A 22282-nucleotide genomic window follows, 5' to 3' on the forward strand; every position below is an offset into this window, starting at 1 on the left:
CACGTGCACGGTCCGCCGCTGAGGTTTCATCTTCCGGAACCTGCAGGCCCGCGGATCTCGCCAAATCGTGCACGGCTTCCACAAAAGTCATGCCGTGATGTTCGGTCAGGAACCGGATCGCATCGCCATGAACGCCACACCCAAAGCAGTGGTAAGTCTGGCGTGATGGGCTGACGATGAAGCTGGGTGATTTCTCACCATGAAAGGGACACAAGCCCTTGTAGTTGATGCCGGCCTTTTTGAGCGTCACTTGGCGCCCGACGATGTCTACCACGTCGGTTCGGGCTAAAAGTTCTTGCAAAAAGCCAGAAGGAATCACAATACAGACGCGACAAAGGCCAGAAAAAGACAAAGGGCAGCCAAAGCTGCCCTCAAGGGATCAGCACTCAGGCCAAGCGCGCCTGATGCTGTTGATTCTCGCCGATTAGCAGCCCCTGCGGAGCCAGCTCAGCGAGAACGACTGACGCTCAGATGGCGAAGTCAGAGAGAGACTTGCCGGAAGCCAGTGCGGCCTGCAGCCACTTGGGCTTCAGGCCACGGCCGGTCCAGCTTTGGCCAGAGGCTGGGTCGCGATACTTCGCAGCCACCTTGCGGGTAGTTTCAGGCTTTGCAGCACCAGGAGCACGGCCGGCCAAATCAGCAGCGGTGAGGCCATATTCCGACATCAGTGCTTTGACTTTGGCAATAGCGTCCGACTTGGCAGCACGCTGGGCCTCGGCGATACGACGATCAAGTTCAGCCTTCTGGGCCAACAGTTCTTGGATGCTCGACATTGAAATTTCTCCTGCAAACCCCAAACAGGGTGCGCCATCATAAACCAAGTTGCGAGCACCGCAATACTTTTGGTGTTTCGGGGATTATTTGTAGCCTACGCGGTCCAGCATCTGTTGCACTTTGACCTGATTCATTCCAATGACAGACACCGGTGTGGTTTCCGTCTTGAATGCTCCAAAGGAATCGAGCGCTGGGTTGGTGATCTTGACGGACTTGACGACAGGCCACTCATTGTTTCCGTCTGCAAAATAAGCCTGCGCGCTGTCTGAGGCGAGATACTCCAAAAACTTCACAGCGGCGTCGCGATTCTGGGCATACCGGGCCACTGCGCCGCCAGCAATGTTCATATGCGTACCCGCCCCTGATTGGTCTGGCATCAGGTAGCCAATTCTCTCGACCGCATCGCGGTCTTCGCTCTTGTTCGAGCGCAACATGCGTGCCAAGTAATAGCTGTTGACGAGCGCGACGCCGCATTCTCCGGAGGCCGTGGCTTTGATTTGGTCGGTATCGCCGCCCTTAGGCGTGCGTGCCATATTGCCCACAAGACCTTTGAGCCAGTTCTCGGTGGCCGCAGCGCCCAGTCGCTCCGTCATGGCTCCGAACAAAGACAGGTTGTAGGGGTGCGAGCCGGAGCGAGTGCAGAGTTTGCCTTGCAGTTTGGGGTTGGCCAGTTTTTCGTAGGTATCCACATCCGTCTTGCTGACCATCTGCTTGTTGTAGATGACCATGCGGGCGCGGGTTGAAAAACCAAACCAAGGGGAGCCTTGGCCGCTGTCTTTGCCGCGCAATTGAGCGGGAATCTTTCCCTCGAGAACCGGGCTGCGAACGCCCTGAAAGAGGCCATCGACCTCGGCACGCCAGAGGCGTGAGGCATCGACCAACAACACGACATCAGCCGGAGAGGATGTGCCCTCGCTCTTGAGTCGGGCCAGGATGCCCGCGTCGTCAGCGTCGACGCGCTGGATACGGATACCGGTTTGCTTAGTGAAGTTGGCGTAGAGCGCCTCGTCCGTTTGGTAATGCCGTGCGGAATAGAGGTTCAAGACCTTAGGGTCGGCGGCCTGAGCAGCGCTGGCCATGAGCGCTGAGCATGCCAAGAAGAGCATGGAATGCAGGGGGAAGGACAAAGCACGCATGGGGAACTCCGGGACCATCAAAGTGATGGACCGAAGTTTACATGCAAACGCGAATGATTCGCAATTGCTTTAAATCAAAGGACACCAATGTGGTCTTAGAGCATTCGGCAAAAGGGTGGCATGTGGCCACCCTTGCGTCCAGGCACCGAAAAGATGAGCCTGCGTTCAAGCGCTGGGGGGCACATAGCCGGTGGGTTGGTCTGCGCCACCACCGAAAAAGAACTGCTCCATCTGCCGGGCCAGGTACTGGCGGGCACGGGCATCAGCCAGGTTCAAGCGGTTCTCATTGACCAGCATGGTCTGGTGCTTTTTCCACTGTTCAAACGCTTCTTTGCTGATGTTCTCCCAAATGCGCTTGCCCAACTCGCCAGGGTAGGGCGCGAAGTCGAGACCCTCGGCTTCTTTTTTCAGGTAGGTGCATTGAATCATTCGAGCCATGAGGCATCACTCCAGTGAGAAACAAAGGGCCACCAAGGCCCCTCAAGACAGTCGTTTAACCAGCACTTGCGAGCGCCGGTCCCAGTTGTATTTGCGTTTGCGAGCGTCGGGCAGCCAGTCCGGGTCGACGACGGAGAACCCGCGCTTGATGAACCAATGCATGGTTCGGGTGGTGAGCACAAAGATGCTGTCCAGCCCCATAGCGCGGGCACGCTGCTCCACACGCTTCAGGATTTTGTCTCCATCGCCTTGTCCTTGCACTTGTGGGGACACCGTCAGTGCTGCCATCTCGGCGGTGCGGGCCTCGGGGTAAGGGTAGAGCGCGGCGCAGCCAAAGATCACGCCGTCGTGCTCGATCACGGTGTAGCCGTTGATGTCGCGCTCGATCTCGGTACGGTCACGCTTGACCAGCGTGCCGTCGCGCTCGAACGGTTCAATCAACTGCAAGATGCCGCCCACGTCATCAGAGGTGGCTTCGCGCAGGCTTTCCAGCTTTTCGTCCACCACCATGGTGCCGATGCCGTCGTGGGTGAAGACTTCCAACAAGACCGCGCCGTCCGTCGCAAAGGGCAAGATGTGAGAGCGCTCAACGCCCGCCCGGCAGGCTGCCACGCAATGTTGCAGATAAAACGAGGGGTCGGTGGGCAGGCTGGCCGGGGGCATGGCGGCCAACAGACGCTCGGCGTCCGCCAGCGCCAGTTCAGTATCAATGGGGCTTTCCGGGTCCGTCGGCGTTTCGTGGATGCCGCCGGTTTCGGTCAAGAACAGCAGCTTGTCCGCTTGAAGCGCCGCAGCGGTGGCCACCGCCACATCTTCCATCGACAAGTTAAAGGCCTCGCCCGTGGGCGAAAAACCGAAGGGCGAGAGCAAAACAATGGCACCGATGTCCATGGCCCGTCGTATCGCACCGGCATCCACCTTGCGCACCACGCCGCTGGAGAGAAAGTCCACGCCGTCGACAATGCCCACGGGCCGGGCCGTCAAGAAATTGCCCGAAATGACTCTCACCGTCGAGTTGGCCATCGGCGTGTTGGGCAAGCCTTGCGAGAACGCGGCCTCAATCTCAAAGCGCAGCTGCCCGGCGGCTTCCTGGGCGCAGTCCAGCGCCACGCTGTCGGTGATGCGGCGCCCTTGGGCAAACTTCGAGACTTGGCCCTTGGCCTGCAGCTGTTCATCCACCTGTGGCCTGAAGCCATGCACCAACACCAGGCGCACGCCCATGGCATGCAAGATGGCCAAATCTTGAACAAACAGGTTTAAGCGCCCGGCCGCAATCAACTCGCCCGTCATCCCGACCACAAAGGTCTTGCCGCGGTAGGCATGGATATAGGGCGCCACGGCGCGAAACCAAGGCACAAAAGTGTGTGGGAAGACGAGGTCCATAGTTGCGGGGGATTGTGCCGCAGGCGCAGCACACTCCGTCGAGAGACGCGGTGAACTCAGCGACGATAATCCCGCCCCTGTGACTGAACCTACTGCTCCCAAGCCACGGCGCCCCGACGCGCCCGTCCGCCGCGATACCTGCGCCCCTGCTCAAGCCGCTGGGCCACAGCCCCGTGCGGCTCGGTCGGCGACACCGCGCCAGCGCCCCGCACCCAATCCGGTGCCGCCCATCAGCTTTCCTGAGTCGCTGCCAGTCTCGGGTCGGCGTGATGACATCGCCGAGGCCATCGCCCAACACCAAGTCGTCATCGTCTGCGGCGAGACAGGCTCCGGCAAAACCACCCAACTTCCCAAGCTGGCACTGGCCCTGGGCCGTGGTTGGGGGGCCGGTGGCCAAGGCCTGATCGGCCACACCCAGCCTAGACGGATTGCCGCTAGCTCTGTGGCCAAGCGCATTGCCGAAGAGCTGGACACCCCGCTGGGCGAGGTGGTGGGCTTCAAGGTGCGGTTCCAAGATCGGCTGCAGCCGGGCGCCTCTGTCAAGCTGATGACCGACGGCATCTTGCTGGCCGAAACCCAGACCGACCCGCTGCTCAAGGCGTATGACACCCTGATCATCGACGAGGCGCATGAGCGCAGCCTCAACATCGATTTTCTGCTGGGCTATCTGCGCCAGATCCTGCCGCGCAGGCCGGACCTGAAGATCATCGTCACCTCGGCCACCATCGATGCCGACCGTTTCGCACGCCACTTTGAGTCCGCCAAAGGCCCCGCACCCGTCTTGATGGTGAGCGGCCGCACGTTTCCGGTCGAGCAGCGTTATCGCAGCTTTGAGGAAAGCAAGGAATTCGACCTAGACGACGCCATCGCCGACGCGGCTGATGAACTCTGGCGCGAAGGCCCCGGCGACATCTTGGTGTTTTTGCCCGGCGAGCGCGAGATCCGCGAGGCGGCTGACCACCTGCGCAAACACTTGGCGCAGCAGCACCGCCACGGCCCGCAGCCTGAGATCCTGCCGCTGTTTGCCCGGCTCTCGCAGCAAGAGCAAGACCGCGTGTTCCAGGCGGGTAATGGCCGCCGCATTGTGCTGGCCACCAATGTGGCTGAAACCTCGTTGACGGTGCCGGGCATCCGTTATGTGATTGATGCGGGCTTGGCTCGGGTCAAGCGCTACAGCTACCGCAACAAGGTCGAGCAGCTTCAGATTGAGGCCATCAGCCAAGCCGCTGCCAACCAGCGTGCGGGCCGCTGCGGCCGGGTGAGCAATGGCATCTGCATCCGGCTCTATGACGAGAAGGACTTTGCGGCGCGGCCGCGTTTCACCGACCCGGAGATTCTGCGGTCCTCGCTGGCCGGCGTGATCTTGCGCATGAAGGCGCTGGGCTTGGGTCAGGTGGAAGACTTTCCGTTCTTGGAAGCCCCGCCCAAAAAAGCCATTGCCGACGGCTACGCCCTGCTGGGTGAGTTGGGCGCAGTGGACGATGACAACGCACTGACCCCCATCGGCAAAGAGCTGTCGCGCTTGCCCCTGGACCCGCGCGTGGGCCGCATGATTTTGGAGGCACGCGACCGCCAAAGCCTCAGCGAGGTCTTGATCATTGCCTCGGCACTGACCGGCCAAGATGTGCGCGACCGGCCCTTGGAGGCTCAGCAAGCGGCGGACGAGAAGCACAAGAAATTCGACGACGAGCGCTCAGAGTTCATGGGCTATCTCAAGCTCTGGGCTTGGATTGAAGAGGGCCGTGGGCAGCACGGCCACGCGGCACAGGCCAAGGCGGGCCAGCAGGTGGACAGCCACAAGCTCTCCAACCGCCAGCAAGAGCAACGCCTGCGCGACAGCTTTGTCAGCCCGCGCCGCGTCCGCGAATGGCGCGACATTTACTCGCAGTTGCACACCGTGGTGGCCGAGCATGGCTGGCGTCTGAACCAAAGCCCCGCCACTTACGAGCAGGTGCACCTGGCCATGCTGGCGGGGCTGTTGGGCAATATTGGCTGCAAGTCGGACGACGAAGACTGGTACTTGGGTGCGCGGGGCATCAAGTTCTGGCGCCACCCCGGTGCCCACCTGAGCAAAAAGCCAGGCCGCTGGCTGGTGGCTGCCGAACTGGTGGACACCACTCGGCTGTTTGGCCGTGGGCTTGCGGGCATAGAGCCGCAATGGATACCGCAGATTGCCGGCCACTTGCTCAAGACCCAATTGCTGGAGCCACATTGGGAGAAAAAAGCCGCCGAGGTCATTGCGCTGGAGCGGGCTACGCTCTATGGCATCGTCATCTACAGCAACCGGCGGGTGAACTTTGGCCGGGTGGATGCGCGCGCCGCCCGCGACATCTTCATCCGAGAGGCGCTGGTGAACGGCGAGTGGGACAGCAAGCTGCCCTTCCTGGCCCACAACCGCAAGATGATGGCCCAGGTCGAAGAGCTGGAGCACAAGTCCCGCCGACAAGATGTGTTGGTGGACGACGAGCTGATCTACGCCTACTACGACCAGCACTTGCCTGCGGATGTGGTCAGTGGTGCCAGCATGGAGCGCTGGTACCGTGAAGCCAGCAAAGCCACGCCAAAGCTGCTGCACCTCAGCCGTGAAGAGCTGATGCGCCATGAGGCGGCCGGGGTGACCACGGCAGCCTTTCCGCGCACGCTGCGCTTGGGTGGTGTGGATTGCAGTGTGAGCTATCTGCATGAACCGGGCGATGCCAAAGACGGCGTGACGGTGACCGTGCCCATCTATGCCCTCAACCAGGTGAGTGAAGAGCGCTGCGACTGGCTGGTGCCCGGCATGCTGGAGGCCAAGGTGCTGGCCTTGGTCAAAAGCTTGCACCAAAAGCCCCGGGCGCGCTTGGTGCCGCTGCCTGAGTTTGTGGCCGAGTTCTGTGCCACAGCGCCCTTTGCGCAAGGCAACTTGATTGACGTGCTGCTCAAGGCCGTGCGCGAGCGTACGCAAGTGGCCGTGCAGCGCAATGACTTCAAGCAAGAGCAGTTGCCGCTGCATTTGCTGATGAACTTCCGCGTGGTCGATGAGCATGGCCGCCAGTTGGGCCTGGGCCGCCAGCTCAGCAGCCTGAAGGCGGACTTGGGCGGCCTGGCGCGCTCGGCCTTCCAGGCCTTGGCCGCCTTGAAGCTGGCCAGCCCTTCTTCACCTGCCGCATCCGCAGCACCTGCTGCGGCCACGCCGCCTGGCGCCCCGCCGACCGGACGAGGCGTGGTGGCCGTGGTCAAAGCCCCTGCACCGGCTCCTGCGGCGGAAGCGGCGGCTCAGCGCTACACCGCCTGGACCTTTGGCGAACTGCCGGAGCTGATGGAGATCCGCAAGGGCGGGCAGACGCTGATCGGCTTTCCGGCCTTAATAGACCAAGGCGCGCACGTCGAGATCGAGGTCTTTGATGAGCCCGAGGTCGCCGCCCGCAAGCACCGTGCTGGCCTGCGTCGTTTGGTGGCCCTGCAGATCAAAGAGCCCCTGAAGTACCTGGACAAGAACATCCCCGGCCTCACTCAAATGGGTGTGGCCTATATGCAGATGGGCGGCACGGTGGACGAGCTGCGCGAGCAGATCATTGACGTGGCGCTGGAGCGGGCGTTTTTGCTGGAGCCCTTGCCGCAAGACCAATTCAGCTTTGCCAAGCGGGTGGAGGAGGGCCGCACGCGGCTCAACCTGATCGCGCAAGAGGTCGCCCGATTGGCGGCGGCTGTGTTGGTGGAGTATGCCGCTGCCGCCCGCAAGCTCAAAGACAGCCGCCCGCCCAAAGACGTGGCGGACGACATCCAAGCGCAGTTGCAGCGCCTCTGCCCCAAGCGCTTTTTGGTGCTGGCACCTTATGGCCAGCTTCAGCACTTTGCGCGCTATCTCAAGGGCGTGGTGATGCGGCTAGACAAGCTGCGCAGCGACCCGGCACGCGATGCCCAGCGTTTGGCCGAGCTGCGCCCGCTGGAGCAGCGCTGGCTGCGCCGCTTGGCGGAGCTTAAAGGCACCAGCGACAGCCGTTTGGACGATTTCCGCTGGCAAATGGAAGAGCTGCGCATCAGCTTGTTTGCGCAAGAGCTGCGCACGCCGCAGCCGGTGTCGGTGAAGCGGCTTGAAAAGGTCTGGGCTCAGCTCAGCAGTTGAGCTTCATCGCCTTAGGCCGCCGAGCTGCGCTTGGAGGCATCTTCGTGGTGCATGGCCCCAGGTGGCCACACGGCAGGCTGGGGGATGAGCCAGTGCATGCCGTTGCGGCACAAAGCCGTGCCGATGAAGCCACTCAGCCGCGCCATCAGCGGGCTCCACGGCACGAAGGCCACGCCTTCGGCGCGGTCCAACACCCCAGCGGCAGGCGCGGGCCAACCGGCCAAAGGTTGGTCCTCCTCATCCAGCGGCAGCGCAAAGCGTTGCGGGCCGACGCGGATCAAGCGCGCTCTGAGCCGGTCTAGGGGAAAGCCGGCAGACGGGTTGAGGTGAGCGCTTTCGGGCGGGGGAGCGAACTCCCTCGCCCACAGGGCCAAGGGGCGGGCGCCATCTGGCAGCAGGGTTAGCGCCAGCGCGGCGGCCAGCGCATGCTCATCCAGGCGCGAGGCCAGCAGCCGCTCCAGCACCGTGCGGGTGGCCTGCACTGCAGCGGCCGAGAGCGCAGGCTCAGTCAGCAGCATCTCTTGGGCCTGCCACATGCGGGCTATCCATTCGTCTTGTTGTGACGTGGCGTCACGCCGGGGTGCCGCCAACAGCAGACGGACCACGGCCTGCACATCAGTCACGGGGGTGCTGGCCGCCAAGGTCAGATTCACGCCTTCTTCTGGTGCGGCCAAGATGCCGCCGGTCCAGCCCTCGTCTTGCAGGCACAGCACTGGGGGAAAGCGCCTGCGGCGCGACTGGTGCCATTGGCGCAAGGTGACCAAGCGTTGCTCGTGAGGGCTGAGGCCTGCCAGCACGATCAGCGCGGGGGCTTCGTGCAGGTTTTCAGGGGCCCAGGCTCGGCAAGAGCGTGGTGGTGGGTCACTGCGCACCACCGTCCACGGGGGCGAAGACAGCACCCTTTGCCAAACTGCACCAAGGGGGGAAGGGGGGGTCACAAGAAGGATGCAGGTCATGGCCAACGGGGCATGGCCAGCCGCCTCGCATCCAACTTCAGCGCGTCATCGCAGGGGCTGGCGGCTGCCTAATAGAGTTAGTAGCGCCAACCCCGTTATCGGCCGCCCCCCACAGGGCTTGAGCGTACCCCTGTGCCCAGCTGTTTCAGCGCAACACCGTCAAGGCACGGTCCATGCCACCGGCCTCAATGGAGAGCATGGCCTCTTCCCGCACAGCGGGCTTGCCGTGAAAGCCAATCGACAAACCTGCCACGCTCATCATCGGCAGGTCGTTCGCACCGTCGCCGACGGCAATGGCCTGCTCGGGCGAAATGCCCATCAGCTCGCACACCTCCAGCACCACGCGGCGCTTTTCGGCGCCGTCCACGATGTCGCCCCAGGGGCGGTCCACCATGCGGCCGGTGAGCTGGCCGTCTTCGACCTCCAGCACATTGCTGCGGGCAAAGTCCAGGCCCAAGCGTTGGCGCACGCGGTCGGAGAAAAAGGTGAAGCCGCCCGACACCAGCAGCGTCTTCAAGCCAGCAGCCTGGCAGGCTTGCACAAAGGCCTCCACACCGGGGTTCAACTCCAGGTGGTCGGCATACACCGCCTCCAGGGCGCTCAGCGGCACGCCCTTGAGCAGCGCCACGCGGCGGCGCAGGCTGTCTTTGTAGTCGGTGATCTCGCCGCGCATGGCAGCCTCGGTGATGGCCGACACCTCGGCCTTGCGGCCGGCGGCCGCCGCGATCTCGTCCACGCACTCGATGTTGATCAGCGTGGAGTCCATGTCAAAAGCCACCAGCTTGAAGTCGCCAAGGCGCAGCGGTGGGGTCAGACCTCGGATGAAAAGGCCGGGTTCGATTTCTTGGGGCATGCTCATGCCGCAATTATCCCGTGACGCTGGCCCGCTTCAGCCATCCTTTTGCTCTCAGAGTGCGGAGTGCAGATGCTGGCGCTTCACCGAGCCCGTGATCTAGAACGCGCCGGGGCGGGGGCGTAGGGTGGGCACAATAGCGTCCCACAAGGCCAACACTTGGGCCTCTGAAAATGTGGCTTTGGGCAGCGGCTTGCGGGTGGCTGCCTCCTCCAGCTCATCTTCAGGCCGAACCGGCTTGGGTATGAAGAATCCGTTTGACAGGCCCAATGAGAAAAATGGTGCTGACGACTTACCAGACTTGCTATTGGCTTCCAGCGCGAAGTCTTGGGCAAGGAATTGGTTGAACTCGTGCATGCCTGTGCGCAGCCACTCCTGCGCACCCGGAATCTGGGCTTGGGCCATGCCTTTGCGTACGGTATGGCCCTTGGCTTTTTTGAGTGCAGGCTCAATGGCATCACCGCGCTCCAGCAGATGCGTGTCTTGCTTTAACTTGCTGATTTGCCGAATGTCGGTGTAGACATCAGGCGCAGCGTCAAGGTGGTGATAGATCTCCAGCCACTCATGCTGACTGGCATTGGCCGGCCCCATCAAAAAGCCGTTGGCAAAGCACACCCCGGGTTCGGTGGGTATCTCCAAATCGTCGCGGCCGCGCAGGCGCTCCAACACAGATTGCAGCAGTTCCAATTTTTCCGGAACATCGCTTTGACGATTTCCATGGTCAGACCGACTCAATTTCGGATTGAAGGCCGCAATATGTGCTCGTAACAAGTATCCGGCCTTCCACGCAATGGCCTCTAGCTGACGGAAGGCTGGAGGCATTTGCCGATCATCAACATCTCCTTTCGCCCTATCCACAATGAGGCCCGCCTCTGTGCCTCTGGGGATGTACTGTCCTTGCACAAAGGCAACCGTAGGGTCTTTGGGCGGCTTCATATTGCCGCGCATCTGTGCCTTAAAGACTTCAAGCTCCGTTTCAAAACGCGCGCGGCTCATGGGCACGATTTGCGTGACCTTGATTTCTTCGAGGTCGATGACGAACTCCGTGCGCGACCAGGGGTTGAGCACAAAGCGCTGTGGCAAATCGACCAAGTAGCGTCCCACGCAGCGGGTGCGCATGTCGGCTGTCAAGGTTTGGATGGCTTTGGATTCTTCGGGCGTCATGACAGGCAAGGGTTTGGAGCAGGCGCAAAGCGCGGTCAGGCTGACAAGGCTCAAGAGGTAGCGCCAGCGGCCATAGAAGCTTGGAGTTTGAAGCGAGGGCATGGGCGGCGAGTTCAGTCGTATTTGAGCGAGGTCTGCCGCACGGCCTGCGCGATCTTCACAATGCAGCGCAGCGTGAACATACAGGCGCGTACGTTCTCGGCCACGGGCAGATGGTGCACACCGCCAAAGGTTTGGATGGCGTCGCGGGCTTCCACGCTCTCGGCGCGGTGGTAGGCCACGCCGCCATTCAACAGGCTGCAGACATCTCCGGGGCAGGCGTCAGCGCTGCTGCTGTCGGCAAAGATCACCAGCGTGTGGCCTGCGGGGGCGTCTGCCAAGGGTTCAAAGCGGACGTTCAGGCCTTGCTCCTGGGTCGGGCCAGCAGGCGCTGCAGCGCATCAAGGCTAGGCAACACGATGCTGGGGCTGGAGCTGGCCCTCTGCATACAACAGCTTCACATCCTCACCCACATAAATGACCCGAGGGTCAGAGGGCAAGGTACTGTCACTCGCGGTGTTGAAGTTGGCCAAGGAGTCGTGAACATGGTTGTCAAAAAAGGCAATGACCTTTTCGTCGCGCAAGCCCTTGCCTTGCTCAAACTCGGCTTCATAAGTCTCGACCAACTGGCGGTAATGAGGCCGGAGTTGCTGCCGGGTATGGCGGCGGGCGGCGATGTCCGCCTGGATGCTGCGCACGTCTTCTAACAGCTCAGTGTCAAAGCGGCTCAGCTCCGCCGCTAACTTGCCGGTCGCTGGAAGGCTGGCCGTTCGGGCTTCAAGCTCAATGATGTCCTTCTCTAACCTGGCGATTTCCTTGTCGGCCTTAACGTTCTCCTGCACATAGGCTTGGCGTCTGGCCTCGTGGGCTGCGCGCTCCGCCTCGGTCTTGGGTGGCGGCCCCATGGTCAGCTCTGCAAACTGCGCCTGACGTTCGCGCTTCAGTGTGGCAATGGCCTGCTGTTTGGCCCCGACCTCTGCTTCCAGCGCTTGGCGGTCTTTTGCAAACACCGCTTCGTTGTGGCCGATCTGGCTGAGCTGCGTGCTGCGGCCCTTGGCGATGCGCTGCCATCGCCAAGCCCAGTACAAGCGCGTGTGGGCCAACATGACCTGACCGAGGGGCCGGGAGGTATTGCCCATTTGGGCGAGGTAGTGGTTGTAGAGGTCGGCGAGACGCGGAGACAAAATGAAGTCTGTAATGTTGTCTGAAGTCCAACCTGGGGAGTTCATCTTTCGCAATGGAACCCCAGCAGATATTGCCTCGTCATACATCGCTTTGAGCGGAATTTGACTAAGCATTGCTGCAGACAATTGAGGTGCAGGTGCCGCTGCGCCCTGCGCTTGACCTACCCCGCCTTCGCCCGGCCGGTAGCCTCCACCCACATCGGAGTGAACGCCCGGATACACCGCCTCTTTGCAACAGGCGGGGCGGTGGTTGCCGCGCTGGACACTGTCCACTGGGAACGAATTGCGAACCTCATGGGCCGCAATCATGTGAACGCAGGCTCGCACCTCTTCGGGTATGGCCAAGCCGTCAGCCCAGGCCCCATGCCCATCAGCGGTGCCGGGTGAGGGGTCTGCCCCTGGGGCTCCAAAGGCCAAGTCCACTGCCCGCAACAAGGGGGTCTGGGCACCACCGGAGAGCCGCCGGGTGACATTGCCACGCCGCTCCGACCGAACCGCCCGCAGATTGTTGGCGCTCATGGGCAGGCCCACCGCAGCCACGGTGTCCCACAGCCCCATGAACTCCACGCTCAAGGGATAGCCGCCTTGCGCCCATTGGCGCGCCCCGCCACGCAGCACCGTCAAGCCCTTTGAGGGATCGAATAGATCGCGCACAAAGGCTCGGGCCAACGTCGCCCCCCGCGAAAACCCAAACACCGCCAGCCGAATGTCCTTCATCTTGTTGGTGGGGTTCTGGGCGCGGGCCTCGGCCGCCTTGACCCGTTCGCGCAGCTTGTTGAACGCCCAATCCAAGCGCCCTTGCCCAACCCCACCCATGCCCGCATGGTGGTCCACCCACGGGATGGGGCCGGCCCCTTTGTCGCCAATCTCGTGGAAAGGGGTTCCGATGCCGGGGATGTACTCTGAAAAATGGTTTGTTGCCGGATCGTTCAATGGCATGGCTCTGAACATACGAGCCACGTTGCTGTGTTCCAAGGTCGGTACATCATTCTTCAGGTTGTTGCCCGTGCCATCAAAAAAGAAGCTGACATAGATGCGCTGCTCGCAGCTGTATCCAGGAACCGCACCGCGCTCGGCCGCCACCATGCCCGCCATGCGCTGTGCCTGCGTGGGGCCTTCCAAGGTGGCCCTGCAAGCAGGGTCTAGGGGCGGGCCAGCCACACCTTGCGAGGCTTGGGCCAAAGCCGTGGCCTGCTGCTGCGCGGCGGGCAGGCGCTTTGCAATCTCAGGGTTCATGGCGCGCTCTTACACGTGTCAGGGTAGGGGTCGACCGCACGGTCTGGCGAGAGCTTGAGCCTGGGCTCTGACTCTGCGTCCGTGATGGCCGCCTCAATGCGCCCATCAGGGTAGAAATGAACCTCGATCGTGGTGGGCTTGGCGGGCAGGGTGCCGACGATGGGGACTTCTTTTTCAGAGTAGTGGTGCTGAACGCCTGGGAATCGTTCGCCATACAAATTCGGCTTGCTGAGAAACTTGCACCCCCCAGAAACCCACCTGACCCGCACCGTGGCGGGCAAGCTCGTTGCGTCGCTCCATGCGTAGCAGCAGGTCGACTTTCCGCCACCTGCAGTGGCAGTGCTAACGTCCAGATTCCCTCCCCAAGTGCCGTCGACATCAAAGCTGTCGATGTAGCGATTGGTGTAGTTGTAGCCCACCACCCCCAGCGTGTAGGCCTTGGGGGCGCCTGCCGGGCGGAACGCGCGGGGTGCCGTTGCGGAAGCGGCTTGCGTCAGCACCGGAGCGGCTGTGTTTGCATCTGGGTTGGCCGCTGGGCTGCAGGCGGGCAGGGCCAGGGCTAAGCACAGCGCGCCCGCGCCCCGCCAAGCGTTCGGCCAGCGGAACCAGGCCCCCTCAATTGTTGGTGTTGTCATGCGTTGACTTTCTGGATGCCCACTCAGGCTTCATGGGGTGCTCTTGCACGTTTCAGGGTAGGGGTCGACCGCACGGTCGGGCGAGAGCTTGAGCTTGGGCTCTGACTCTGTGTCCGTGATGGCCGCCTCAATGCGCCCATCAGGGTAGAAATGAACCTCGATGGTGGTGGGCTGAGCGGGCAGCGTGCCAACGATGGGAACTTCCTTCTCGGAGAAATAGTGCTGAATCTCTTTGGCTCGAAACCCTGACTTGCTCGGCTCACTCATGAAGGTACACCCCCCAGAAACCCACCTGACCCGCACCGTGGCGGGCAAGCTCGTTGCGTCGCTCCATGCGTAGCAGCAGGTCGTCCCGCCCCCCCCACTCTCCGGAGTGCTAACGGACAGATTCCCTCCCCAAGTACCATCGACCTCAAAGCTCGCGATGCTCTGGTTGGTGTAGTTGTAACCCACCACCCCCAGCGTGTAAGCCTTGGGGGCGCCTGCCGGGCGGAACGCGCGGGGTGCTGCCGCAGAAGCGGCTTGTGCCTGCACCGGAGCGGCTGCGGTGGCATCAGGGTTGGCCGCTGGGCTGCAGGCGGGTAGGGCCAGGGCTGAGCAGAAAGCCCAGCCCCAAGACGCTGCCCGCCAGCGAAGTTGGATCATGTATTGGGTTGATGTCTTCATGGCGTTCTGCATACTCAATGAAAGGTTCGCATCATGCGGCGGGCTGCGCTGAATCCGCGCTAGCTGATCAACTGCGCGACGGTTAGCCGACCGAGCTTAAGGTCCTGCAGCTTTGCGCTCCACGCTGGTTGGAGATCGAAGTCGTGGCCACGAGTGAGCGCAATAGAACAGTACAGCGCAATGTCAACGGGTGCATTCAGCCCCCACTGCGCCGCTCGATTCATTTGTTGCACGACGAAGGCGTGGCGCTTGTTGGCCGGCAGGCCTTCAAGCGCTTCATGGTCGTTCGTCTCCAACAAACGCAAGATAGCATCTGGCTCCGCCGCCTTCAGCAAGGCTTGCTCTTGGGCCTCAGTGAGAAACAGCGGTGGACTGAAACGCTCTTCGCAAAACTTTGGTAGCTGAAGTTGGGCCAGTTCATGTTGCCGATCTAGAAAGCACCATGCGCTGGCGGCACTGAAAAACGATTCCCTTTGCGCCTCAGACAACACCTCGTGAATCATCGGGAGCACCCGCGCATCAGCAACCCGAAGAAAGACCGGGAGGTTCTGCGGCAACACCGCCTCCATACGCAGGCTGAGAGTGACGGCCAGCTCGTGGCATGACAAGGAGCTGGTCAACCATGTCACCCCTGAGGTTTCGCGAGCCAATCTAACCGTTTCGACAAGCTGCGCTCGTCCCAGTGCAGACATTTCGATGAGGTATGGCAGCGCTTCAGCTGTTGCCTGCGGGCTGGAGCGCGGCGCAACAATGATGCGAGGCACGTTCCGAAGCCAGGGCGTGCGGCTCATCGGGCACAAGGCCCCATCAACCAGTACGAAGCCAGCACCCGGCGCAGCTTCAATCTGCTCAGCAACTTGCGCGCCCAGGGTGCGATCCTTTTGAGTGGTGTCCATGCTCAGTTCACCCCAAGCACTCAACGCATGGCAAATGGTGCGCCAGCCGCAGCAGCACTCAACAAGCAACTCTCACACACCTGCCCCGGCAGCGTAGGCAACGCATAGTCCACTATTCCCGGCCCCTTGAACGAGCGCACAGACGCTTTGATGGTCAAGGTCCCCGGGCACTGCACCGTGATGCTGCCGCCTTCTAGTGTGATGTTGGCGCCGCCTGCGGTGGTGAGGCTGACCTTCTTCGCCGCCGCCCAGTCGATGTGGCTGTTGGCGCTTTGGATGTTGATGCGGCCTTTGGCGGCCACTTGCAGGGTGCTGGCTTGGGCTTGCAGGCTCAGGTCGCCTTGGGCGGCGATGAGGCTCAAGCCCGTGCCTGCGGCTTCGGTGCCGGGTTTGATGGCGCCGCCCAGCATGCCGATGGCTTGGCCGCTGTGGATGCGCAGGGCGCCGCCGGTGGCTGCGCTGCTGTGTTGGCCTGCGGCCAGGGTCAGGGTCTCGGCGGCTGCGGTGTGGATGTCTTGGCCTGCTGTCTCCACCAGCCCGGCGCGGGCGCTGATGGCGATGACGGGGGCGGTGGGGTGGGGCAGCGCTTGGGCTTTGTCGGTGGCGCCTTTGATACTGGCGGCGTCGCCTTGCGCTTGCTCCCATGTCTGGCCCACCAAGCCGCTCAAGGCGGTGTAGAGGGCGTTGAAGGGGGCGTGTTCTGGGCTGAGGCTGCTTTTGTTTTGGCCGCTGCTGCCCTCGTGCCCGGCCAGCTTGACGGCTTGGTGGGTGGCTGCGGCTTGGCTAAAACTTTGGCCCAGGGCTTGGAGCTGTTTGGCCAGGGCTTGGCCCGCCACGTTGTCACCGGCCGGCTCTTGCTCGGGCAGGCCGTAGCTGCTGATCAGCACGCCTTGGCCCGCGCGGATGGCGCCATAGGCATCGGTGCGCAGCTCAAACCCCAGGCCTCTGAAGCTGCCCCGGTGGTTGTCGGCCTGGTGCACCAAGTGGCCCAGGTTGAGCTGGCTGGCGTGTTGGCTGGTGGCCAGTTGCGTGCGCAACTGCTGTGGCGTGTCGTCAAACACCAGTTGGTTAAAGCCCTGGCCGCCAAACTCTTTGGTCTTGAAGCCGCTGAGCGCGGCCGGGTTGGCCTGGCCGCCTGCGGTGTGGCTGTGGGGGCTCGCGCCATGCCAGGCGGGGCTGTGGCCCGCGCCCATGAGGTTGCCTTGGGCGCTGGGCTGGTGGTCGCTGCTGAGTGAAAACGGACTATCACCCACACGCCCCGGCTCGTAGGCCGGGGCGGCTGCGCGGGTCCGGGTGTCCGCAGGGACACCCGGCTCCTGCCCGATTCGCCCTTCCTCACCCTGGCCGTTGTAAAGCGTGCCGGTGATGACAGGCCTATCAATGTCGTTGTCCAAGAAGGTGACGATCACCTCTTGGCCGATGCGGGGGATGAACTGGGTGCCCATGCCCGGCCCGGCGGCACTTTGGGCCACGCGCACCCAGGTGCTGCTGGCACTGGTGTTAGGCAGTGCGCTGCCGCTCTGAGCAGCGTGGCGCTGGAAGGGGAACTGGATGCGCACGCGCCCCAAGGCGTCCATGTGCAGCTCGTCGGCCCCGCTGGCTTGGGTGTGGCCGTCTGGGCCGACCACGGTGGCGGTCATCAGGCCGGGGCCGGTGTGGCGGGGGTTGAGGCGGGCGCCGCTGCCGTCTTGCAACTGTGGCCGCCAGGGTATGGCGATGCGGCTGGCTTCAAACTGGTTGGCATAGCCACGCTCGCGGGCTTGTTGGCGCAACTCTGGGGGCAGCCATTGGGGCAACTGGTCCGCGCCTGCTTCCCAGGGGCCGGTGGCCGGTGGGCGCCAGCCTTGGCCCAGGGCTTGGTGGATGCTGCGGGCCAGGTCTTTGGGCAGGTTGTTCACGCCTGCGGCCTGCACCTGGGTCAGCAAAAAGACTTTGGGGTCTGGGGTGGTAGTGCCGGGGCTGGTGTGGGCCAGGCCGTCCAGCGCGTCGAGCATGCTGCCCGCCAGCGCAAAGCGCTGGCCGGGGTTGAAGCTGCGCACGGTGCTGCGGCCCAGCCAGCGTTTGGCGCGGGCTTCGTGGGCTTGTTGCTGCAGTTCGGTGGCGCGCTGGGCCGCTGCGCTGCTGCCAAAGGCATAGGCGCCTGCGGCGTCATAGGCTTGCAGGCGCGGCGCGTGCGGGCCACCAAAGGCACTGGCGGTGGGGGTAGAACCCGCCACAGCGCTCTTGGCGCGGTAGTCCCAGGCCAGGGCCAAGGTCTCGGCCACGGGAAGTTGGCGCGAGCCCCCAAAGGCTTGAATGGCGTCGCGGGCCTCCACGCTCTCGGCGCGGTGGAAGGCCACGCCGCCGTTCAACAGGCTGCACACGTCTTCGGGGCAGGCGTCGGCGCTGCTGCTGTCGGCAAAGATCACCAGGGTGTGGCCTGCGGGCGCGGTGCCGTCTGGCTCAAAGCGGTAGTTCAGGCCTTCTTCGGCCAGCAGGCGCTGCACAAGGCGAGGTCACTCTCGCGGTATTGGGTGCACAGGCTGCGCAGGCCATCCAAGCCCTGCGGGCTCTGGTCCAGGTGCGGGGCCACGCAAGGTGCCCAGCGCCAAGCGGCGGCAGGGTAGTGGGCAAAGACGCTGTCGAGGATCTCGACCACGCTGCGCTCTTGCCAGACCTGGCTGCGCTGGGTGTGGGCCAAGAGGCTGAGCCAGGGGCCGAGGCGCAGGCGATAGCGGGCCAGGGTGCCGTCGGTGTCGCCGTAGTACACCCCGAGCAGTAGGCCGGGGTGAAGGTGTTCGCCGCCGTCAGCTAAGCGGGTGACCAGGCTGATGCCTTGCGCGCCTAAGTTGTCAAAGTTAAGGCGGAAGTCGGCAGCCACGCAGCCAATGTCCATGCGCCACGGCTGATTGAGTGTGGCTTGCAGGGCAAAGGTTTCTACCAGCAGCGGCGCCAGCTCGGCCGGGCCCTCTAGGCGGTAGAGCCGGGTTTGGTCTTGCAGCAGGCGCAGCAGCGTTGAAACCACCCCGGTGATGTCGTGGTGGGCCACGGCTTATCTCCCCAACTTTGATTTTGAGCGGGGATGTTAGCAGGGGCAGTGGGGGAGATAAGGGGGAGTCTGGCTCGCCCAAATGGGGGTCAGAGGCAGTCTTGCAGGTGCAAGGGGTCGACTGGCATAGCAGCCTGCGGCTGCGGCGAGGTCAGCACAAAACCATGGGCATCCAGCTCAATGAGCTCGTCCCGCTCATCGACCAAGGCAGCCAAGGAGGCACCACTGGCAAAGCGCAAGACCCAGCTCTTCAGGTTTCGGGACTGATTGACCCAAGAGGCCTCAATCTGGGCGTGGCTCTCGCACTGCATGTGCTGCACAAGGTGCTGGCCCACCAGTTTTGCAGTGCGCGACAGCCCGTCATCCACCGACAAAATGTAGCGCTGCTGCGGGCCTTGCAGCCATGGCGCACGCTCAAGGTGAATGGAGGGAGAAGGCATGAGCGCTGAGCTTACCGCAGCACACATCACCACGGGTTTGCGCAGTGCTCGGTATTACCGATCTAGAATCTTGTAAGACTCAGCTCCAAAGGTGCCCCTCATGTCGACCACCCTCACCGTCAAAGGCCAGGTCACCATTCCTAAGCCGATCCGAGATGCCCTGGGCCTCACGCCCGGCACGGCCGTGGACTTTGCCGTCAACCGAGACGGCCAAGTGGTGCTGCAGAAAGTGGCCTCAGCCAAAGCCCGCAAGCCCCAGCCTGACCGCTTTGATTTGGCACGCGGCAAAGCCGACATGAAATGGCGCACCCAAGACCTGATGGCTCTGCTGCGCGATTGAGCCGCAGAGGCACCGCTGATGCTGGTCGACACCAACGTTTTGGTCGATGTCTTGCAAGACGACCCCGAGTGGGCCGATTGGTCTGTGGCTCAGCTTCGCGCCCAAGCGCAAGTCCATCAACTCGTCATCAACCCCGTCATTTATGCTGAGCTGGCTAGCACCTTCAGCACCATCGAGGCTCTCGACGACACCCTGGCCGTCTTGCAGATTCCCTTGCTCGACATCCCCAAGCCCGCTTTGTTTTTAGCCAGCAAGGCTTTCGTGAAGTACCGCAGGCAAGGGGGCACCAAAACCAATGTGCTGGCCGACTTCTTCATCGGTGCGCATGCCGCCGTGGCCGGCCTGCTGGTGTTGACGCGCGATGCGCGGCGCTATGCCGCTTACTTTCCGACCGTTTTGCTGATTTCCCCGACGGAGGCCGCTTAGTGGCACTACACCCTTCCTTTCCCGCCTCAGCGTATGAGGTTTTGGACCCGGCATTGCGCTGGTTCCCCGCCGCAGAGGAAATGCGGGACACAGCCTACGAGAAGCTGCTGCCCCCTTTGGTAGCCAAGGTTCGGCAAGAGGTGGCCCAGTGGCGCACCTCGGGCTATGAAGGCGCGTCCGAAACCTCCAAAGCATTGCTGCAATGGTGGTTTCAAACTCATCACCTCATCGAGCAGGCAGACGGCACCCAGAGCGAATTCCGCTACTACTTTGCCCAGCGCGAGGCGGTGGAGTCGGTCATCTGGCTGCACGACGTCCGGAAAGCCCGCGACAAATACGACCTGCTGCGCTTCGATGCCTCGGGGGCCGTGTCGAGCAATATGTTTGATGAAGACTGGCCCCGCTTCGTGGTCAAGATGGCCACGGGTGCGGGCAAGACCAAGGTGCTGTCGCTGCTGATGGCGTGGAGCTACTTCCACAAACTCTACGAGCCCGACTCCACGCTTTCGCGCAACTTCCTGCTGATCGCCCCAAACATCATCGTGCTGGACCGTCTACGGTCCGATTTCGATGGTCTCCGCATTTTCTTCAACGACCCCGTGCTGCCCGACAACGGCCATGCGGGCCACAACTGGCGGGATGACTTTCAGATCGCCCTGCACATCCAGGACGACGTGCGCGTGGTACGCCCCACGGGCAACCTGTTCCTGACCAACATCCACCGCGTCTACCTGGGCGAGGTGCCCGAGCCCTCACTGGACGACGATGATCTGCGGGACTACTTCCTCTCGCCCTTTGGCGACAGGCCCGTGGGCAAAACCACGGACAGCAACACCGACCTGGGCGAGTTGATCCGCGAGATCGACGAGCTGGCCGTCTTCAACGACGAGGCCCACCACATCCACGACCCACGCATGGCCTGGTTCAAGTGCATCCAGGACATCCACCACCGCATGCTGCACAAGGACTTGCGCCTGTCCATCCAGATCGATGTGTCTGCCACGCCCAAGGCCAACAACGGCGCCATCTTTGTGCAGACCATCAGCGACTACCCGCTGGTGGAGGCCATTGCCCAGAACGTCGTTAAGCACCCTGTGCTGCCCGATGCGGTGAGCCGAGCCAAGCTGACCGAGCACAACAGCCCCATCGTCAGCGAGAAATACGCCGACTACTTGGCCTTGGGCGTCGAAGAGTGGCGAAAGAGCTATGCAGAGCACGAAAAATTGGGCAAGAAGGCCGTGCTCTTTGTGATGGTGGACGACACCAAAAATTGCGACGAAGTCGGTGCCACCCTTGAAAAAATTTGCCCCGAGCTTCAAGGCGGCGTGCTCGTCATCCACACCAAGGCCAACGGCGAGATTTCAGAGGCCGCCAGCAGCAAAAACAAAGAAGAGCTAGAGCTGCTGCGCAAGCAGTCCAACGAGATCGACACCTGGAAGTCGCCCTACAAGGCCATCGTGTCGGTGCTGATGCTCAAAGAAGGCTGGGACGTTCGCAACGTCAGCGTCATCGTCGGCCTGCGGGCCTACTCCGCCAAGAGCAATATCCTGCCCGAGCAGACGCTGGGCCGTGGCCTGCGCCGCATGTACTTTGGCAGCGATCAGCGAGAAACGGTGTCCGTCATGGGCACGCCCGCCTTCATGGACTTCGTAGAGTCCATCCAGAGCGAGGGCGTGAACTTCGAGCGGGTGCCCATGGGCGGCAACGGCGGCAAGGAACGTGAAGACTCGCTGGTGGTGGAAGTCGAGAAAGACGCCACCACCAAGAACATCGACGAGCTGGACATTGCCCTGCCCAGGCTGACCCGCCGCTTCAATCGCGAGTTCAAGGATTTGGGCGAACTGGACCCCTCAGCCCTGGGCAACAAGCCCATGCCCGTCAAGCCGTTCACGCCTGAGGAAACGCGCGAGATTGTCTTCAAGACCATGCTCGATGCTGAGGTGGACCACACCATACAGCTCGACAGCAGTGGCGTGGCCGACTTCCGTTCCGTGGTGGCCTTCTTTGCGCGCCAGCTCCTGAAAGAGCTGCGTCTAGTGGGCGGGTACGAGTTGCTCTACCCCAAGGTCAAGGTCTTTATCCGCGACCATCTGTTTGACCAGCCGGTTGATCTTGAAAGCCCCGTGGTGCTGCGCAACCTGTCCGAGGCCGAGGTCAGCAAAATCATCTTCGACAGCTTCCGCACGGCCATCAACGGCTTGACGATCCGCGAGGCAGGGGCTTCGCGCATCGAGGGCCACATCAAGCTGCGGGAGACGCGACCGTTCCGCACCCAACCCCGAGGCTTTTTGCAGGCCAAGAAATCGGTGTTCAACCGCATCGTGGGCGAGGGCTCGGCAGACGGCTTGGAGCTGGCCTTCGCCGCCTTCTTGGACGGGGCGGATGACGTGCAGGCCTTCGGCAAAAACTACATGGCCGTGGGCTTCAAGATCGACTACGTGAAGGCCAGCGGCGAGCTGTCTACCTACACGCCCGACTTCATTGTCCGCACCCAAGACGGCGCGGTGTGGATCGTCGAAACCAAAGGCCGCGAAGAGCTGGACCTGCCACAGAAGATGCGACGGCTGGGCCAGTGGTGCCAGG

General features: G+C 62.6%; 19 protein-coding genes and 1 pseudogene. 4 read left to right on the plus strand and 16 right to left on the minus strand.

Annotation, left to right across the window (positions count from 1 at the left end; all coding sequences use genetic code 11):
- The 5 genes from ACIQ3Q_RS20010 to argA form a co-directional block, all read right to left on the minus strand.
- Positions 1 to 322 (minus strand): CHC2 zinc finger domain-containing protein (locus ACIQ3Q_RS20010; RefSeq protein ID WP_396270994.1); only part of this gene is annotated, 322 nt, incomplete at its 3' end.
- 145 nt (positions 323 to 467) lie between these two features.
- Positions 468 to 773, minus strand: a complete 306-nt coding sequence (locus tag ACIQ3Q_RS20015; protein ID WP_210806981.1) for an H-NS family nucleoid-associated regulatory protein — start codon at positions 771 to 773, stop codon at positions 468 to 470.
- Between the two features lie 84 nt (positions 774 to 857).
- Positions 858 to 1910 (minus strand): extracellular solute-binding protein, encoded by a 1053-nt coding sequence (locus ACIQ3Q_RS20020; RefSeq protein ID WP_396270974.1) that lies wholly within the window; start codon positions 1908 to 1910, stop codon positions 858 to 860.
- Between the two features lie 165 nt (positions 1911 to 2075).
- Complete coding sequence (locus ACIQ3Q_RS20025) at positions 2076 to 2348, minus strand: oxidative damage protection protein (RefSeq protein ID WP_396270975.1); 273 nt, start codon at positions 2346 to 2348, stop codon at positions 2076 to 2078.
- Between the two features lie 42 nt (positions 2349 to 2390).
- Complete coding sequence (gene argA, locus ACIQ3Q_RS20030) at positions 2391 to 3731, minus strand: amino-acid N-acetyltransferase (protein WP_396270976.1); 1341 nt, start codon at positions 3729 to 3731, stop codon at positions 2391 to 2393.
- A 79-nt stretch (positions 3732 to 3810) separates the two neighbouring features.
- On the opposite strand from argA, the gene hrpA reads away from it, so the two are divergent.
- Complete coding sequence (gene hrpA, locus ACIQ3Q_RS20035) at positions 3811 to 7836, plus strand: ATP-dependent RNA helicase HrpA (RefSeq protein WP_396270977.1); 4026 nt, start codon at positions 3811 to 3813, stop codon at positions 7834 to 7836.
- An 11-nt stretch (positions 7837 to 7847) separates the two neighbouring features.
- Here hrpA and ACIQ3Q_RS20040 read toward each other — a convergent pair whose 3' ends face one another.
- The 11 genes and pseudogenes from ACIQ3Q_RS20040 to ACIQ3Q_RS20090 all read right to left on the minus strand — a co-directional run bounded on the left by ACIQ3Q_RS20040 (position 7848) and on the right by ACIQ3Q_RS20090 (position 18933).
- A complete protein-coding gene (locus ACIQ3Q_RS20040) occupies positions 7848 to 8735 on the minus strand; it encodes a hypothetical protein (RefSeq protein WP_396270979.1) in 888 nt (295 codons plus the stop codon).
- Between the two features lie 202 nt (positions 8736 to 8937).
- Complete coding sequence (gene serB / locus ACIQ3Q_RS20045) at positions 8938 to 9645, minus strand: phosphoserine phosphatase SerB (RefSeq protein ID WP_396270995.1); 708 nt, start codon at positions 9643 to 9645, stop codon at positions 8938 to 8940.
- A gap of 99 nt (positions 9646 to 9744) precedes the next feature.
- Positions 9745 to 10911: a T6SS immunity protein Tli4 family protein gene (locus ACIQ3Q_RS20050; protein ID WP_396270980.1), complete on the minus strand. Its 1167-nt coding sequence runs from the start codon at positions 10909 to 10911 to the stop codon at positions 9745 to 9747.
- 11 nt (positions 10912 to 10922) lie between these two features.
- A complete protein-coding gene (locus tag ACIQ3Q_RS20055; protein WP_396270981.1) occupies positions 10923 to 11189 on the minus strand; it encodes a hypothetical protein in 267 nt (88 codons plus the stop codon).
- 66 nt (positions 11190 to 11255) lie between these two features.
- On the minus strand, positions 11256 to 13268 hold the full coding sequence (locus ACIQ3Q_RS20060) for a phospholipase effector Tle1 domain-containing protein (RefSeq protein WP_396270983.1): 2013 nt from the start codon (positions 13266 to 13268) through the stop codon (positions 11256 to 11258).
- Complete coding sequence (locus ACIQ3Q_RS20065) at positions 13265 to 13903, minus strand: DUF3304 domain-containing protein (RefSeq protein WP_396270984.1); 639 nt, start codon at positions 13901 to 13903, stop codon at positions 13265 to 13267. The genes ACIQ3Q_RS20060 and ACIQ3Q_RS20065 overlap by 4 nt, the downstream gene beginning before the upstream one ends.
- A 30-nt stretch (positions 13904 to 13933) precedes the next feature.
- The gene (locus ACIQ3Q_RS20070; RefSeq protein ID WP_396270985.1) at positions 13934 to 14569 is read right to left on the minus strand and encodes a DUF3304 domain-containing protein; all 636 of its coding nucleotides are present in this window, start codon (positions 14567 to 14569) and stop codon (positions 13934 to 13936) included.
- A gap of 59 nt (positions 14570 to 14628) precedes the next feature.
- Entirely contained in the window at positions 14629 to 15465 is an 837-nt protein-coding gene (locus ACIQ3Q_RS20075) for a DUF4123 domain-containing protein (protein WP_396270986.1), read from the minus strand.
- A 20-nt stretch (positions 15466 to 15485) separates the two neighbouring features.
- Positions 15486 to 17459 carry a type VI secretion system Vgr family protein gene (locus tag ACIQ3Q_RS20080; protein WP_396270996.1) on the minus strand — a complete coding sequence of 658 codons (1974 nt, stop codon included), beginning with the start codon at positions 17457 to 17459 and terminating at the stop codon, positions 15486 to 15488.
- A gap of 48 nt (positions 17460 to 17507) precedes the next feature.
- Positions 17508 to 18340 (minus strand): annotated as a pseudogene (locus ACIQ3Q_RS20085) (contractile injection system protein, VgrG/Pvc8 family); the annotation flags it as partial.
- 242 nt (positions 18341 to 18582) lie between these two features.
- Positions 18583 to 18933 (minus strand): hypothetical protein, encoded by a 351-nt coding sequence (locus ACIQ3Q_RS20090; RefSeq protein WP_396270988.1) that lies wholly within the window; start codon positions 18931 to 18933, stop codon positions 18583 to 18585.
- Between the two features lie 100 nt (positions 18934 to 19033).
- On the opposite strand from ACIQ3Q_RS20090, the gene ACIQ3Q_RS20095 reads away from it, so the two are divergent.
- The 3 genes from ACIQ3Q_RS20095 to ACIQ3Q_RS20105 all read left to right on the plus strand — a co-directional run.
- The gene (locus ACIQ3Q_RS20095; protein WP_396270989.1) at positions 19034 to 19273 is read left to right on the plus strand and encodes an AbrB/MazE/SpoVT family DNA-binding domain-containing protein; all 240 of its coding nucleotides are present in this window, start codon (positions 19034 to 19036) and stop codon (positions 19271 to 19273) included.
- A gap of 18 nt (positions 19274 to 19291) precedes the next feature.
- Positions 19292 to 19699 (plus strand): type II toxin-antitoxin system VapC family toxin, encoded by a 408-nt coding sequence (locus ACIQ3Q_RS20100; protein WP_396270991.1) that lies wholly within the window; start codon positions 19292 to 19294, stop codon positions 19697 to 19699.
- An 80-nt stretch (positions 19700 to 19779) separates the two neighbouring features.
- The coding region (locus tag ACIQ3Q_RS20105) for a DEAD/DEAH box helicase family protein (RefSeq protein WP_396270992.1) at positions 19780 to 22282 on the plus strand (2503 nt) is incomplete at its 3' end.

Source organism: Ideonella sp. (assembly GCF_044358605.1).
In the GTDB taxonomy this organism is placed as follows: domain Bacteria; phylum Pseudomonadota; class Gammaproteobacteria; order Burkholderiales; family Burkholderiaceae_C; genus Ideonella.